The 14,732-nt window shown below is 34.7% G+C and carries 15 protein-coding genes; 6 read left to right on the top strand and 9 right to left on the bottom strand.

Annotated elements, in window-relative coordinates:
* Positions 1 to 59: 59 nt before the first annotated feature.
* From nadD to dnaN, 7 genes are all read right to left on the bottom strand, one after another.
* Complete coding sequence (gene nadD / locus KO02_RS00905) at positions 60 to 635, bottom strand: nicotinate (nicotinamide) nucleotide adenylyltransferase (RefSeq protein WP_038695033.1); 576 nt, start codon at positions 633 to 635, stop codon at positions 60 to 62.
* Positions 636 to 637: 2 nt separating this feature from the next.
* Positions 638 to 1,207 (bottom strand): guanylate kinase, encoded by a 570-nt coding sequence (gene gmk / locus KO02_RS00900; protein WP_038695031.1) that lies wholly within the window; start codon positions 1,205 to 1,207, stop codon positions 638 to 640.
* A 2-nt stretch (positions 1,208 to 1,209) separates the two neighbouring features.
* Positions 1,210 to 2,085, bottom strand: coding sequence for a YicC/YloC family endoribonuclease (locus tag KO02_RS00895; protein WP_081918274.1), 876 nt, complete (start codon positions 2,083 to 2,085; stop codon positions 1,210 to 1,212).
* Between the two features lie 58 nt (positions 2,086 to 2,143).
* Positions 2,144 to 2,713, bottom strand: a complete 570-nt coding sequence (locus KO02_RS00890; RefSeq protein ID WP_038695027.1) for a CAP domain-containing protein — start codon at positions 2,711 to 2,713, stop codon at positions 2,144 to 2,146.
* Between the two features lie 45 nt (positions 2,714 to 2,758).
* The gene (locus KO02_RS00885) at positions 2,759 to 3,406 is read right to left on the bottom strand and encodes a DedA family protein (protein WP_038695025.1); all 648 of its coding nucleotides are present in this window, start codon (positions 3,404 to 3,406) and stop codon (positions 2,759 to 2,761) included.
* 109 nt (positions 3,407 to 3,515) lie between these two features.
* The gene (locus KO02_RS00880) at positions 3,516 to 4,175 is read right to left on the bottom strand and encodes a DedA family protein (RefSeq protein ID WP_038695023.1); all 660 of its coding nucleotides are present in this window, start codon (positions 4,173 to 4,175) and stop codon (positions 3,516 to 3,518) included.
* 11 nt (positions 4,176 to 4,186) lie between these two features.
* Complete coding sequence (dnaN, locus tag KO02_RS00875) at positions 4,187 to 5,311, bottom strand: DNA polymerase III subunit beta (RefSeq protein ID WP_038695021.1); 1,125 nt, start codon at positions 5,309 to 5,311, stop codon at positions 4,187 to 4,189.
* 224 nt (positions 5,312 to 5,535) lie between these two features.
* On the opposite strand from dnaN, the gene KO02_RS00870 reads away from it, so the two are divergent.
* The 6 genes from KO02_RS00870 (at position 5,536) to KO02_RS00845 (ending at position 10,754) form a co-directional block, all read left to right on the top strand.
* Positions 5,536 to 6,678 carry an ATP-binding protein gene (locus KO02_RS00870; protein WP_038695020.1) on the top strand — a complete coding sequence of 381 codons (1,143 nt, stop codon included), beginning with the start codon at positions 5,536 to 5,538 and terminating at the stop codon, positions 6,676 to 6,678.
* Positions 6,679 to 6,684: 6 nt separating this feature from the next.
* Positions 6,685 to 8,070 carry a stage 0 sporulation family protein gene (locus tag KO02_RS00865; protein ID WP_200878594.1) on the top strand — a complete coding sequence of 462 codons (1,386 nt, stop codon included), beginning with the start codon at positions 6,685 to 6,687 and terminating at the stop codon, positions 8,068 to 8,070.
* A gap of 63 nt (positions 8,071 to 8,133) precedes the next feature.
* On the top strand, positions 8,134 to 8,598 hold the full coding sequence (locus tag KO02_RS00860; RefSeq protein ID WP_038695018.1) for a gliding motility lipoprotein GldH: 465 nt from the start codon (positions 8,134 to 8,136) through the stop codon (positions 8,596 to 8,598).
* 1 nt (position 8,599) lies between these two features.
* On the top strand, positions 8,600 to 9,655 hold the full coding sequence (lpxK, locus tag KO02_RS00855) for a tetraacyldisaccharide 4'-kinase (RefSeq protein ID WP_038695016.1): 1,056 nt from the start codon (positions 8,600 to 8,602) through the stop codon (positions 9,653 to 9,655).
* A gap of 94 nt (positions 9,656 to 9,749) precedes the next feature.
* Entirely contained in the window at positions 9,750 to 10,133 is a 384-nt protein-coding gene (locus KO02_RS00850; protein WP_038695014.1) for a hypothetical protein, read from the top strand.
* 207 nt (positions 10,134 to 10,340) lie between these two features.
* Positions 10,341 to 10,754, top strand: a complete 414-nt coding sequence (locus KO02_RS00845) for a hypothetical protein (RefSeq protein WP_051959708.1) — start codon at positions 10,341 to 10,343, stop codon at positions 10,752 to 10,754.
* A 93-nt stretch (positions 10,755 to 10,847) separates the two neighbouring features.
* Here KO02_RS00845 and dnaA read toward each other — a convergent pair whose 3' ends face one another.
* Both dnaA and dxs read right to left on the bottom strand, forming a co-directional pair.
* On the bottom strand, positions 10,848 to 12,272 hold the full coding sequence (gene dnaA / locus KO02_RS00840; protein WP_038695013.1) for a chromosomal replication initiator protein DnaA: 1,425 nt from the start codon (positions 12,270 to 12,272) through the stop codon (positions 10,848 to 10,850).
* 425 nt (positions 12,273 to 12,697) lie between these two features.
* Positions 12,698 to 14,626, bottom strand: a complete 1,929-nt coding sequence (dxs, locus tag KO02_RS00835; RefSeq protein ID WP_038695009.1) for a 1-deoxy-D-xylulose-5-phosphate synthase — start codon at positions 14,624 to 14,626, stop codon at positions 12,698 to 12,700.
* Positions 14,627 to 14,732: the final 106 nt, after the last annotated feature.

Raw genomic sequence — 14,732 nt, 5'->3', positions numbered from 1 at the left:
ATAGGTCTCTTCATTAAGCCTTAATCTGTGTACAATAGGAGCCTGTTAACCGTTATGGTTTACGAGTATAGCCCTTTCTTTTCAATAAAATCAACGACTTTATCTGGTGTATAAAATTTTATATTTTTACCCTCTTTAACAGCCTTCCTCAGAAAAGTTGATGACAGTTCCATCATCGGTGTTTCGGTCATGGTAATAGCAGGATTTTCTTTCAGAGCTCCACCATTGTAATTTGGTCTTGGATATACGTATACATGATAATCTCGTAAGATGACCTCATAATTTTTCCACTTCGTAAAAGTTTCTAAAATATCTTCACCCATAATCAAAACAAATTCATGTAGCGGATACTTCTCAGCCAAATGTGTCAAGGTATCTATGGTATATGATGGCTGTGGTAATCCGAATTCAATAGCACTAGCCTTTAGGTTTTCAGTATCTTCTATGGCTAAATTGACCATTTCTAACCGGTCATACATATTCCCCAGGCTTTCCTTCTTCTTAAATGGATTTTGTGGAGAAACCACGAACCAGACTTCATCCAACGCTGTATAATTGGCCATATAGTTGGCAATAATCAGATGCCCCACATGAACAGGATTAAAAGACCCAAAGAACAAACCTACTCTAGCCATTACTATTTATTAAGAAAATCCATTACTAATTTTTCCGCCTCTACAACAGCAACATCCAAATCATAATTTTTTAAGATCACATCAAATTTATCTGCATAGGATAGTTCTGTTTCTGCTTTTGCAAATCGTTCCTGCAATTTTTCTTCAGAATCGGTTCCTCTACCACGAAGACGGTCTTTTAAAACTTCTAAGGAAGGTGGCTGTACAAAGATAGATAAGGCCTCATCTGGAAATTTTGAACGTAAACGAAGACCACCTATAACATCGATATCAAAAATAACATGTTTACCTTTTGCCCATATACGCTCTACTTCCGAACGCAAAGTGCCATAAAATGTACCTGCGTATACCTCTTCAAATTCGATGAATTCTTGTTTTGCAATTTTATGAAGAAAACTTTCCTTAGAGATAAAGTAGTAATCTTTACCGTCTACCTCTTCTCCACGAGGCTCACGTGTGCTAGCCGAAATGGAAAATTCCAGTTTGTCACTATGCTTACCTAATAAATTTTTTACGATTGTTGTTTTACCGGCACCCGATGGCGCTGAGAATATAATTAACTTACCTGCCATCCTTATAATACATTGAGCAATTGCTCTTTAATTTTTTCTAATTCTTCTTTCATTTTTACCACGATCTGTTGAATTCCAGCGTGATTGGCTTTAGAGCCCAAAGTATTGATCTCTCTTCCCATTTCTTGGGATATAAACCCTAATTTCTTACCATTAGAATCAGATGCTGTTAATGCTTTTTGAAAATAACTACAATGCGAGCGCAAGCGTACCTTCTCTTCTGTAATATCCAATTTATCAATATAATAAATCAATTCTTGTTCAAAGCGATTCTTATCGACGTTTTCCTTGCCCACAGACTCCTCTAAATAATGATTGATACGTTCGCGTATCAAAGGAATACGGTCCATTTCAACAGCCTCAACTTCAGTTAAATAGCTTAAAATCAATTCTACTCTACTCGTTAAATCTTGTGAAAGAACAGCTCCTTCATCAGCTCTGAAAATATTAAATTGTTCTACCGCAGCATAAAAAGCTTCCAATAACAGTTTAGATTCTTCTTCGTCAACCTCACCATCATTATTAGCGATTACTTCTGGCATATTAAGAGCCATCTGAAATAGGGAAACTTGCTTATCTCCTAACTCAAATGCAATTTGCTGTAATTGGGTATAGTATTTTTTTAACAAATCGGCATTTATAGTAGATGCTTTTGCCGTTTGATCAGTATATTCAACGTTGACATACAGATTGACCTTACCGCGCTCGATAAGCTTGCTACACTCTGTACGCAAAGTTAATTCCTTATCTGAAACTGCTTTAGGTAAACGCAAATTCAGTTCAAGAAATTTAGAATTCAAGGATTTAATCTCAACGCTGTACTTAACTTTTCCATTGTCTTTTACAGCAGTGCCGTATCCTGTCATTGATTTTATCATATGCAAAGGTAAGAAACATTCCAATAATGCATAGTATCAAGACTATAAATTGCTTATTTTACGAATCATGCTTGGCAATAATAACGCATAAATAACTTTCTTGCTTGCCCTTCTTCCCTACTGTAACAAAACCAATTCCGATATCATATAAAGAAGAATTCCACTCATCCATCCCCAATAAATGCTTTCTATGATAATAACCAGGTGCTTCCTTCCCTATTATCAGTCCTTCTATACCAGCTTTGGCCGTTGGCCAATTCCAAGCAATAGATTCGAAATTATTTGCTTTTTTATTTTTCAACCAATTTGGATTTAACTTATATCCGGATTTTTGAATGTAATAATTTGGTCCTTTGCCATCTGGATTTACGTGGTCAAAATAATTGCGCTTTGCCATATCCTTTGCTCGGGCTTCCGCAACTTTTGCTAATTGATTATTCCAGTTCAAGTGTTTTCTGGTCACCTTATTCAAATTGAATAGTCCAAGTTTCTTTTTAAATTTTTCGGGTTTTTTACGAATATCATTTAAATGTTCAAAAGCAGCCTTAGCCTGCTTTTTTTCTAATCGCACTTGTGCTGATGAAAATGAAAATAATAAACTGAGAAAAATAACGAGCTGATACTTCATGTAAATTTGTTTAAGTCAAAATAGACTTTAAAAAAGATAATAGGTTTAGACCGATTTTGATTTTTTACTGATTATCGCCTGTACCAAAACAGGTGCTATACTGATCAAAATCACGAATAGTACTACTAGGGAGAAATTATTGCTGATAAATGAAATTTGTCCAAAGTAATATCCTGTTAATAGAAATAAGGTTACCCATAAAAAACCTCCCAAGATATTATAAGTACCAAATTTTCGATAGGCCATATGGGATATCCCTGCGACAAATGGTGCAAATGTGCGAACAATAGGGACAAAACGAGCGTAAACAATAGTCCTTGTACCATGCTTTAGGTAAAATGCTTGGGTTCGCTCTAAATAAGCAGATCTAAAAATTTTAGCATCGGGCTTAAAGACTTTATGTCCAAAGTATTTACCCACTTCATAGTTTACAAAATCACCCAGCACCGCTGCCGAAACTAGTACAAGCCAAAATAAAACCAAGGACAAGCCGCTCTCTGGTCTGGCAATAATGGCTCCCAATGCAAACAAAACAGAATCTCCAGGTAAAAATGGTGCAATAACCAACCCCGTTTCTGAAAACACAATTAAAAATAAAACAAGGTAAGTCCATCCTGCATATTCATGAACGATTTGAAGCAAATGCTTATCGATATGTAAAATAAAGTCAATCAGTGTTGTGATGATTTCCATTTGAAATGAACTTGAATAATATCTAAATCAATTGAATTCAGTTGATTTAGATATTATAACTGCATCGTTTTAACGATAAAAAGATGATAGCCATAAAAAAAGGAAGCTCTTAAGCTTCCTTTTTTCTTTTAATTTTTTCTTTTATCACTTCGTACACTATCGGTAACACCGATACTAAAATGATTAACAGTACGACTTTTGAAAAATTATCTCTTATAATGGGTATATTCCCTAAGAAATAACCTGCCAGTGTAATCCCAATTACCCAAAGAAGTGCGCCTATGACATTATAGGTAATGAAAGTACCATAATTCATTTTACCGATTCCTCCAACAAATGGAGCTAAAGTTCTAACGATGGGTACAAATCGAGCAATTACAATAGTTTTACTTCCATATTTTTCATAGAACGAATGTGTCTTCTGAATCTGTTCGTCCTTAATAACCTGCTTACCAAAAAGCTTAAACTTGGTTATCTGCATGCCAAAGCGTTTACCGATGGAATAATTAAGTGAATCTCCAGATATCGCTGCCACCAATAAAATAACAATCATCAACCAGACATTGAGTTCATTAGGTTGTGCTGCTAACATACCTGCTGCAAAAAGTAAAGAATCTCCTGGTAAGAATGGCATCACAACAATACCAGTCTCAACAAAAATAATCAGGAATAAGATGAGATAGGTCCACGTTTTATAATCATTTACAATTTCTAGTAAGTGCTTATCAATATGAAGAACAAAATCTATAATATGCGCTATAACGTCCAAATCTGCTCGAATTAACCAATGTTATTTAACATAACCGGCATAACCAGCATTAATATATCTTCATTCTCATCAGCTACAGCCGGAATCAATAAGCCTGCACGGTTAGCCGTACTCATCTCTATCACGACTTCTTCACTAGCTAGATTATTCAACATCTCCACTAAAAATTTAGCGTTGAAGCCAATTTCCATATCTTCACCTTCAAATTGACAACCTAAACGCTCATGCGCTTCATTAGAAAAATCCAAGTCTTCGGCTGAGATATTCAATTCACTACCCGAAATCTTTAAACGTACTTGGTGCGTTGTTTTATTAGCAAAAATAACTACGCGACGCAGTGTATTTAAGAATAATAGGCGATCAACAGTTAGCTTATTCGGATTCACTTGAGGAATTACAGCTTCGTAGTCAGGGTAACGTTCATCAATCAAACGACAAATTAGATTGATATTACCAAAACTGAAAAATGCATTTGTTGAATTATATTCAATAGAAACATTAATATCTTCAGAAGGTAGAGACGACTTTAATAAAGACAATGCTTTTTTAGGTAGGATTAATGAAGCAGGTTTTTCTACTCCAATATCAGAACGTCTATATCGCACTAATTTATGTGCATCTGTTGATACAAAAGTAACCGATTTATCGCCCAACTGTACCAATACACCTGACATCGCTGGTCTCAATTCATCATTACTAACCGCAAAAATCGTCTTACTAATCGCTTCTGCTAATATTGGAGCAGGCATATTAACCGTGTGCGCATTGTCGATTACAGGAATCTTAGGGAAATCCTCAGGATTTTCACCACTCAATTTATATTTTCCATCTCCTGCACTAATTTCTATCGCCAATGTATTGTTATCGACGAAAAAAGCAACAGGTTGATCTGGCAATGTCTTTAATGTTTCGATTAGAATTTTAGAAGGCATCGCTACTTTTCCTTCTTCTTTAGCCTCAATTTGCAATGACGTGACCATACTAGTCTGCAGATCTGTAGCAGAAATTGTCAACGTATTGTCTTTTATTTCAAAAAGAAAGTTCTCTAAAATAGGTAGAACTGTACTACTACTTGAAGCGCCATTAATAGCTTGAAGTTGTTTTAATAAAATCGATGTGGATACTATAAATCTCATTTCCTAAAATTATGAATTATATCTGCAATATTACGCAAAAGAATCTACATTTTTAAACGCTAGATATGCAAATAGTGGAAAAATAGCATTCGCTATTGAATCGTTATTCACGCTACTAAACAATTGAAATTCAATAAAAAAAAGCAAATTTCAGGCATTTATATTTTGTTTATAAATAAATGCTGTCTATAATTTATTACATTTGTATAGACTAGGAGTAGTATATGCAATTTAAGGAAATAATTGGACATGATTTAGTTAAAGCTCATTTGATTAGCACAGTTCGTGAAAACTGTGTTAGCCATGCTCAGTTGTTTTTGGGACCTGAAGGATCTGGCTCATTGGCTTTAGCTTTGGCTTACGCACAATTTATAAACTGCGAAAATAAGCTGGAAAGTGATAGTTGCGCCATTTGCCCTTCTTGTCGCAAATATGCTAAACTGATTCACCCTGATCTACATTTTTCTTATCCATTTATTGCAAAACATAAGGAGGATAATGCGGCTACATTTATGGAAAATTGGCGTAAAGCTTTTTTGGACAATCCATACTTGAGTTTAGAAAACTGGCGCCAACAATTGGATGCAGAAAATAAACAAGTCAATATCAATATTGCTGAAGCACATGAAATAATCAAAAAATTAAGTTTAAAATCTTTTGAGGCTGATTACAAGGTATTGATTATGTGGTTACCTGAATATTTGGAAAAAGAAGGTAATGCACTCTTAAAATTGATCGAAGAACCTCCAGAAAAAACATTGTTTCTTTTGGTTGCTGAAAATCAAGATAAAATATTGAACACGATTATTTCTAGAACGCAACTTATAAAAATCAATAAGTTAAGCCATCAAGCGATTACGTCATATTTAATAGAAAACAAACAACTCGAAGAACAAGAAGCTAGGGAAATTGCTTTTATAGCAGATGGCAACCTACAAGAGGCAATCAATATGATTAATCTCAACACCAATAACCATTTTATTTTACTGGTTAAGTGGTTGCGCCTTATTGTTCAAGATTCGGGTCTAAATATTATCAGCATCTGTGAAGACGAAATTGCAAAGCTAGGTCGAGAAAACCAGAAGACATTTTTAATGTATGCCATTAATATCATGCGTCAAATCGTTTTAATAAAACAAGACCTATCCAGCTTAGTGTTCCTTCCTGCTCAAGAACTTGATTTTGTAAACAAGTTTGCTGTTCATTATACCCTCGAACAAATTGAAGAAACAATCAATTTGTTTGAGTCAACACATTATAGTGTTGAAAGAAATGCAAATCCTAAAATATTATTTTTAGATTTATCTTTGCAATTAGTATTAATGTTTAAATACCAAACGTTTCCGAAAGGAACTCAATATATATAGAAAACTATGGGATGTGGCAGTTGCTCATCCGGCGGAGGTTGTGGAAGTACGACGACAGTGGGCGGTACTCCAGCAGGTTGCCAAAATAATGGTTCTTGCATGACTAGCGGATGTAATAAATTAGATGTATATGACTGGCTATCTGATATGGATATGCCATCCAACTATAAACCTTTTGACATTGTAGAAGTTCGATTTAAAGGATCTCGAAAGGATTTCTTTATCAATTCTGACAATTTATATTTAGAAATTGGTGAAATGGTTGCTGTAGAACCTACTACAGGCGGATATGATATTGGACATGTTTCTCTTACGGGAGAATTGGTTCGCTTACAATTGAAGAAAAACAATGTAAGTTTAGAAAGTGTCACCAAGAAAATCTATCGCAAACCTACAGAGGCTGATGTTGAAAAATTCAATATCGCCAAAGATTTGGAATGGGAGACCATGCATAAGGCTAGAAATCTAGCTTTAGAATTAGGTCTTTCTATGAAAATATCGGATGTAGACTATCAAGGTGATAAGACTAAGGCGACGTTCTACTATACGGCTGAAGGTCGTGTGGATTTCCGTGAATTGATCAAAAGAATGGCGGAATCTTTCCGTATCCGCATTGAGATGCGACAGATAGGAATGAGGCAAGAAGCAAGTCGCCTAGGCGGTATTGGCTCTTGTGGTCGTGAATTATGCTGCTCTACCTGGCTGACAGATTTTAAAACTGTCTCTACGTCTGCAGCAAGATATCAGAACCTATCCCTCAATACCCTAAAATTAGCGGGTCAATGTGGTAAATTGAAATGTTGCTTGAACTACGAACTGGATAGTTATATGGATGCTTTAAAAGACATACCAAATAATATCGATCGTATCGAGACAACTAAGGGTAATGCATATTTGCAGAAAACAGACATTTTCAAAAAAATGATGTGGTTCTCTTACCCTGGAGCTGAAAATTGGATACCGTTACCTGTGGATCAAGTGAAAGAACTTATCGAAAAAAATAAACAGGGTATTAAAGTTGACGAGTTGATTTCAACAGTAGAGGATGAAATCAAAGAAGAAAAAATTGTTAATTACGATTACGAAAATGTGGTCGGCCAAGATAGCTTAACACGTCTGGACGAAAAAAATAAAAGAAAAAGAAGTAGTAAAAGTAAATCAAAACCCAACGTTCGTGCAAAGGTGGCTCCTGAGCAAGTTGCTAAAGCGCAACCAGCTAAAGTCGAGAAACCGCAACAAAAACAAGAAAAAGGGCCTAAAACGGTGAATACCGATAAAAACACTCCTCCAAGTCAAAATAAAGAGGGCGCGGTGAGTAAGCCAAAAAGAAGGTTTAATAAGAATAGAAACAATAGAAATAAAGGTAATAATACTGCTCCTTCAGCAGAATAGTAAGTTGATTTCGATTATTGGCGAGGATGAACATTCTCGCCAATATTATATACTTAAATAAGAATGAAAAAAAGTACATTCCTAATAGGCTGTATGACGATATCACTATTTGTTTCATGTGATTCAAATACAATCATGGATGAAAATGTAAATATTTATAAAAATGCGTGGGCCCATGCTAATAAACCAACCTTTGATGTTCACATTTCAGATATTTCTAAAAAATATGATGTATGGTTAAACGTTCGTCATACCTCGCATTACCCCTACTCAAACCTATTTATTTTAGTGCATCAAAAAGGTGCTAACACGAAGCTTTACACCTACAAAAAAGAGCTTAAATTAGCCGATTCATATGGAAAGTGGACCGGTAATACTGCAGGTTCTTTGTATACAAAGCGAAGTCTTATCCATAAAGATTATAGCTTTCCTGACACAGGTCTATATCATTTCACTTTCGAACAAAATATGCGAGATAATCCACTCTTGGAGGTTACAGATATCGGACTGAATATTACCAGCAAGTAAAATGAAGCAGCTGCGATTACTCTTATTTCCTTTCTCAATAGTTTATGGAATAGTTATTTGGATTAGAAATAGACTATTTGATTTACAAATTATAAAGTCCAAGAATTATACGATCCCAACTATCGTGGTGGGTAATCTTGCCGTTGGAGGTACGGGTAAAAGTCCCATGACTGAGTTTATCATTCAAGTCCTTAAAGATAAATATAGAGTTGCTACATTGAGTCGTGGATATGGACGTAAGACTAAAGGGTTTAAATATGTCAATATTGCATCTACAGCTGACGAAGTAGGTGACGAACCACTACAATTCAAAAACAAATTTCCTAATATCACAGTCTCTGTCTGTGAAGACCGATGTAATGGTGTAGAAACTTTAATGAATAGCCACGATGTCATTGTACTCGATGATGCTTTTCAACATCGCAGGTTGAAACCAACTTTCTCCATACTGTTATTTGAATACAGTTCTTGTCTGCACCCCATGTTTGTACTGCCAATGGGCAATTTTAGAGATCTTCCTGCAGAATCAAAACGAGCAAATATGCTCGTGGTGACTAAAACACCTTCCGATGCATCGGATAGTGAAAAAGAGCTCATTAAAAATAAATTAATCCAAAAAAGCGCTGTAACAAATGTTTACTTTACGAGCATAGTTTATGGCAACCTCATTTCCATCAATGAGCTGGAGGCTAAAATAACGCCAAATACAACCGTTTTACTGCTTACTGGTATCGCTAATCCAAAACCATTGATCAAGTACCTCAAACCTCTTATAAATGACATGGAGCATCTTGCTTTTTCAGATCACCATGCTTTTACTAGAAATGATATATTGACCATTAGACAAAGATTTGAACAAATAAAGAATCGATCTAAAATAATCATTACAACAGAAAAGGATGCACAACGAATTCGTACCCCCGAATTTTTAAATATCCTAAATAATATACCAGTTGCTTATATTCCTATTGAAATTGCTTTCGAAGACAAATCGATTAGCAAAAGCGTACAACAACAATTGCTATCCATCTGTGAGAGAAGTGTTAATGAATCTTAAATTTTAATTTTGTTTAAACTTTAACAAAGCATTGCTTGTCTTTATACTAGTTACTGTTTGGTAACCAAATAATAGTTAAACTAATATAAAAGCTATGAAAAATTTAAAATCAGGTTTAATAGCAACTTTAATGCTATTGGGTGTCACCGTTATGGCTCAAGAAAAACAAAGAAATGGCGGACAGCAACAATCTCCTGAAGACCAGACGAAAAACAGGATTGAAAGACTCGATAAAGAACTAAAACTGTCACAAAATCAAAAAGATTCAATTTATGTATATGCATTGGACCTCTCCAAAAAGCAACAGGAGATATTCAAAAATACTACCGATCGGAAAGCAGCATTTGAAAATATTAAAACTGTCCGACAATCTACTGATGCTAAGATCAAGTCATTCTTAAATCCGGAACAAAGTAAGTCTTACGATCGTATGCAAGAAGAAATGCAACAGCGCAGACAACAAAGACAAAAGAAATAATTGATTAGATAGTAATAAAAACAACTAAAAAGGTTCAACATATTTCCGTTGGACCTTTTTTATTTATAATACTAATTATCAATGTTTTAAATGTTATAATTTGTTAAATATTTGTTAAAGTAACAGGTTTGATACAATAAATGGGTCAACTCATGAGTTTTAGTTGTAGAATTTAGTAATTGAATATTTAAACTAAAAATAGCAATCATGAAAAAATTATTTTTAACAGGAATCGGATTTTTCTTAGCATTAAGTTTAACATTTGCACAACAGGTTACTCCAGAAGAGCAGGCTACGCAAGTAACAACAGAACTAACTCAAAAATTAAGTTTAACAGATGAGCAAAAAACAGCAGCTTACACCATCACTTTAGATCAAGCAAAAGCTGAAGCTGCATTACTTGAAAATACAACCACAACTAAAGAAGTATTGGTGGAGCAATATAATAAATTGCAAGCTGAAGCAGATGTTAAAGTAAATGCTTTATTAACAGAAGACCAGAAAGAATTATTCAAAAAGGTAGTAACAGAAAGACCGGCTAAGGTAGTGCCAGAGGTAGCTCCTAAACCCGTGCAAGAAGAGCAGAAAGAAAATACAGAGGAATCAAATAACACACAATAATAAAGAACTTGTTCATAAGATTATCCATTTGGATAAAAAAAGGGATTCTAATATTAGAATCCCTTTTTTATTGTATAGACTTAAAAAATGATATTAAGCTTTTAGCTTTTTCATAATGTCATTTACATAAGTTTTAAATTTCTTATCTGTTTCTATTAAATCTTCCACTGTCTGACAAGCGTAGATTACTGTAGAGTGATCTCTTCCTCCAAAGAATGAACCGATCGTTTTTAAAGAAGATTTTGTATGATTTTTGGCTAAATACATGGAGATTTGTCTTGCCTGTACAATTTCTCTTTTACGAACTTTTGATTTAACCATTTCAACAGGAACTTCAAAATACTCACATACAAGCTTTTGAATGAATTCCATTGATATTTCTTTATGTGTGTTCTTAACGAAATTCTTAAGCATTGATTTAGCTAAATTCAAATCAATCTCTTTTTTATTCAATGTCGATTGCGCTAATAAAGATACCATAGCTCCTTCTAATTCACGAACACTGTTATCAATTTGATTGGCAACGTACTCAACTACATTTTCAGGTAATTCAATGCCATCAGAATACATTTTCTTTTTCAAGATTGCCATTCTAGTTTCAAGATCGGGAATTTGAATATCAGCTGAAAGACCCCATTTGAAACGACTTAATAAACGTTCTTCTAATCCTGCTAAGTCTTTAGGAGCTTTATCGGAAGTTAAGATAACTTGTTTACCAGATTGGTGCAAATGATTGAAGATATGGAAAAATATATCTTGTGTTTTTTCTTTACCAGCAAAATTATGCACATCATCCATAATGATAACATCCATTGCTTGATAAAAATTCACAAAATCATTAATGGTATTGTTCTTTAATGAATCTACAAATTGTTGACAAAATTTCTCACAGGAAACATAAATCACCAACTTATCCGGTAAATTTCTTTTGATCTCATTACCAATAGCTTGCGCTAAGTGTGTTTTGCCTAATCCTACAGCCCCATAAATCATCAATGGGTTGAATGACGTACCACCAGGTTTGTTTGCAACAGCAAAGCCCGCAGAACGTGCAAGACGGTTACATTCTCCTTCAATAAAATTATCGAATGTATAGTTTTGGTTCAATTGCGGATCAACCTGTAATTTTTTCAATCCAGGAATAACAAATGGATTTTTAATATCCTTATTTAAAGATACTGGAACAGGTATAGATTGCTTCTTACCTTCCGCTCCATTACCATTAGAAGGAATATTCGTTGTGTAAGGAATAGAAGCCGATGACTTCTCTACTACGATATTGTATTCCAACCTACCTTGCTCACCTAAAAACTTTTTTACGGTCTTACGAAGGATACCCACATAGTGTTCTTCCAACCATTCGTAAAAAAATAAACTAGGTACTTGAATAGTCAAAACGTCACCCTCCAAACGTACTGCTTTCACAGGCTCAAACCAGGTTTTAAAACTTTGCGCAGGTATATTGTCTTTGATGATCGCAAGACAATTATTCCAAACACTTGTACTCGTTTTTTCCATTCTAAAATTCTTAATAAGTTGATTTCCAATAAGCGACCAATATTATGTTGATAACTTTCTCGTAAGACGAAGATGACAAAAAAAAATCAGGTAAAAAACTAAAATTTAAAATTTATTTAAAATCATTATATACCAATGAGTTAGCTTAAAAAAACATCATTTTTTAAGATCTAAATCTGACGCTGTTTTTTTTTATTAACATTCCAAATTTTTTGTTACTTTCTTATACATTTTGTAGTTTTTTCGCTATTTTAAACGTAATATTTGCATTGGAATATCTAATGAACCAACTAGATTCTTCATAAAGAAACTATGACAATATGCAGGAAATATAAATTGTTATTACGTAGATTTTATCTAAGTTAAACAAAAAAAGAGGAATTATATTGCTATAATTCCTCTTTTTTTGTTTCGTGGCCTGAAGACTAACTAACCAAAGAATCGGTTTTAATACCCTTAACTAATTTACGACATTCCATAGCAATTGCTTTCGCATCATAATGCGCAATACTCCATTGATCTGCTTGTTCAGCATGGTCTATAATCGTATCTGGAATACCCAATCTGACTACGGTACTGCTATAATGATGATCGGCCATAAATTCTAAAACAGCAGAACCTACACCTCCTTGTATACAACCATCTTCAACTGTAATAATATGTTCAAATTTTTGGAAGACCTTATGTAAAAGCTCCTCATCCAAAGGTTTTGCAAATCGCAGGTCATAATGTGCAGGATGTATGCCTTCTTCTGCCAATTGTAATATTGCCTTACTAGCCTCATTACCGATGGCTCCGAAAGTCAATATGGCTACTGACTCACCATCCTGGACCAACCTACCCTTACCTATTTCAATTTCTTTAAAAGTTCTCTTCCAATCGACCATTACGCCATTACCTCTAGGATATCGGATCACAAATGGACCCTTATCCTTTAGTTGTGCAGTATACATCAAGTTTCTTAACTCCTCTTCATTCATTGGAGCTGAAACAGTCATATTCGGTATACATCGCATAAAAGCAATATCATAAGCACCATGATGTGTCGGACCATCTGATCCAACCACACCTGCACGATCTAAGCAAAACACAACATTCAAATTTTGTAATGCAACATCATGAATAACTTGATCAAATGCTCTTTGCATGAAAGATGAATAAATATTGCAAAACGGCATAAGCCCTTGTGTTGCCAATCCCGCACTAAAAGTAACAGCATGTTGTTCTGCTATCCCAACATCAAAAGATCGACTAGGAAAAGCTTTCATCATGATATTCATAGAAGAACCTGAAGGCATAGCTGGTGTAATCCCTACTATCTTATCATTTTTCTCTGCCAATTCAACTAAGGTATTTCCAAATACATCTTGATATTTAGGTGCAGTTGGTTTCACAACTACGGATTTTTTTATTTCACCCGTTATCTTATCAAACAGACCCGGTGCATGCCATTTGGTTTGATCCTTCTCTGCTAATGCATAACCTTTACCCTTAACGGTTACGCAGTGCAATAATTTCGGTCCTGGAATATGACGTAAATCTTCTAGCGTTTTTGCTAACTTTTTAACATCATGACCATCAACAGGTCCAAAGTATCTGAAATTTAAAGATTCAAATAAATTTGCGTTTTTAAGTAAGGTTCCCTTAATGCTTTTCTCAATCTTTTTAACGGCCCCTAAGGCATTGGGTCCCATTTCTGATATCTTAGATAGAACAGCTGCAATATCGTCTCTAAAACGATTATATCGCTTGGAGGTGGTGATACTTGTTAAGTATTCCTTTAGGGCTCCTACGTTTGGATCTATGGACATGCAATTATCATTTAAGATAACCAACAGATTTGACTTCTCGATACCTGCATGGTTCAGCGCCTCAAAAGCCATACCACCAGTCATCGCACCATCGCCAATGATAGCGATATGCTGACGATCCTTTTCTCCCTTAATCTGGGATGCAACGGCCATACCTAAAGCTGCCGATATAGAGGTGGATGAATGACCTACGCCAAATGCATCATATTCTGACTCGCCTCGTTTTGGGAAACCAGATATCCCATTGACAATTCTATTCGTATGAAAAGAATCACGACGTCCGGTCAAGATTTTGTGACCATATGCCTGATGACCCACATCCCATATCAATTGGTCGTAGGGCGTATTCATGACATAATGTAATGCCACTGTCAATTCAACGACTCCCAAACTAGCTGCAAAGTGACCCCCATTAACAGAAACTAAATCAATTATATATTGACGTAGCTCTTGACTAACTTGTTCTAATTGGTCTTCCTTGAGTTTTTTCAGATCAGAGGGATCATTGATTTTACTTAATAATTCTCCAGCATCAAACTGCATAGTATTGCTAATTACTTTAAAATATTGATACAAAATAACAACTTATTTATCACAACTAGGGTATATATCAAACTTTTTGTATTAGAAAGTGAACAGCTATAGAAGC

This window comes from Sphingobacterium sp. ML3W (genome assembly GCF_000747525.1).
Taxonomy (GTDB): Bacteria; Bacteroidota; Bacteroidia; order Sphingobacteriales; family Sphingobacteriaceae; genus Sphingobacterium.
Note: the sequence above shows the minus strand (reverse complement) of the source record. Positions and strands in the feature narration are given on the sequence as shown.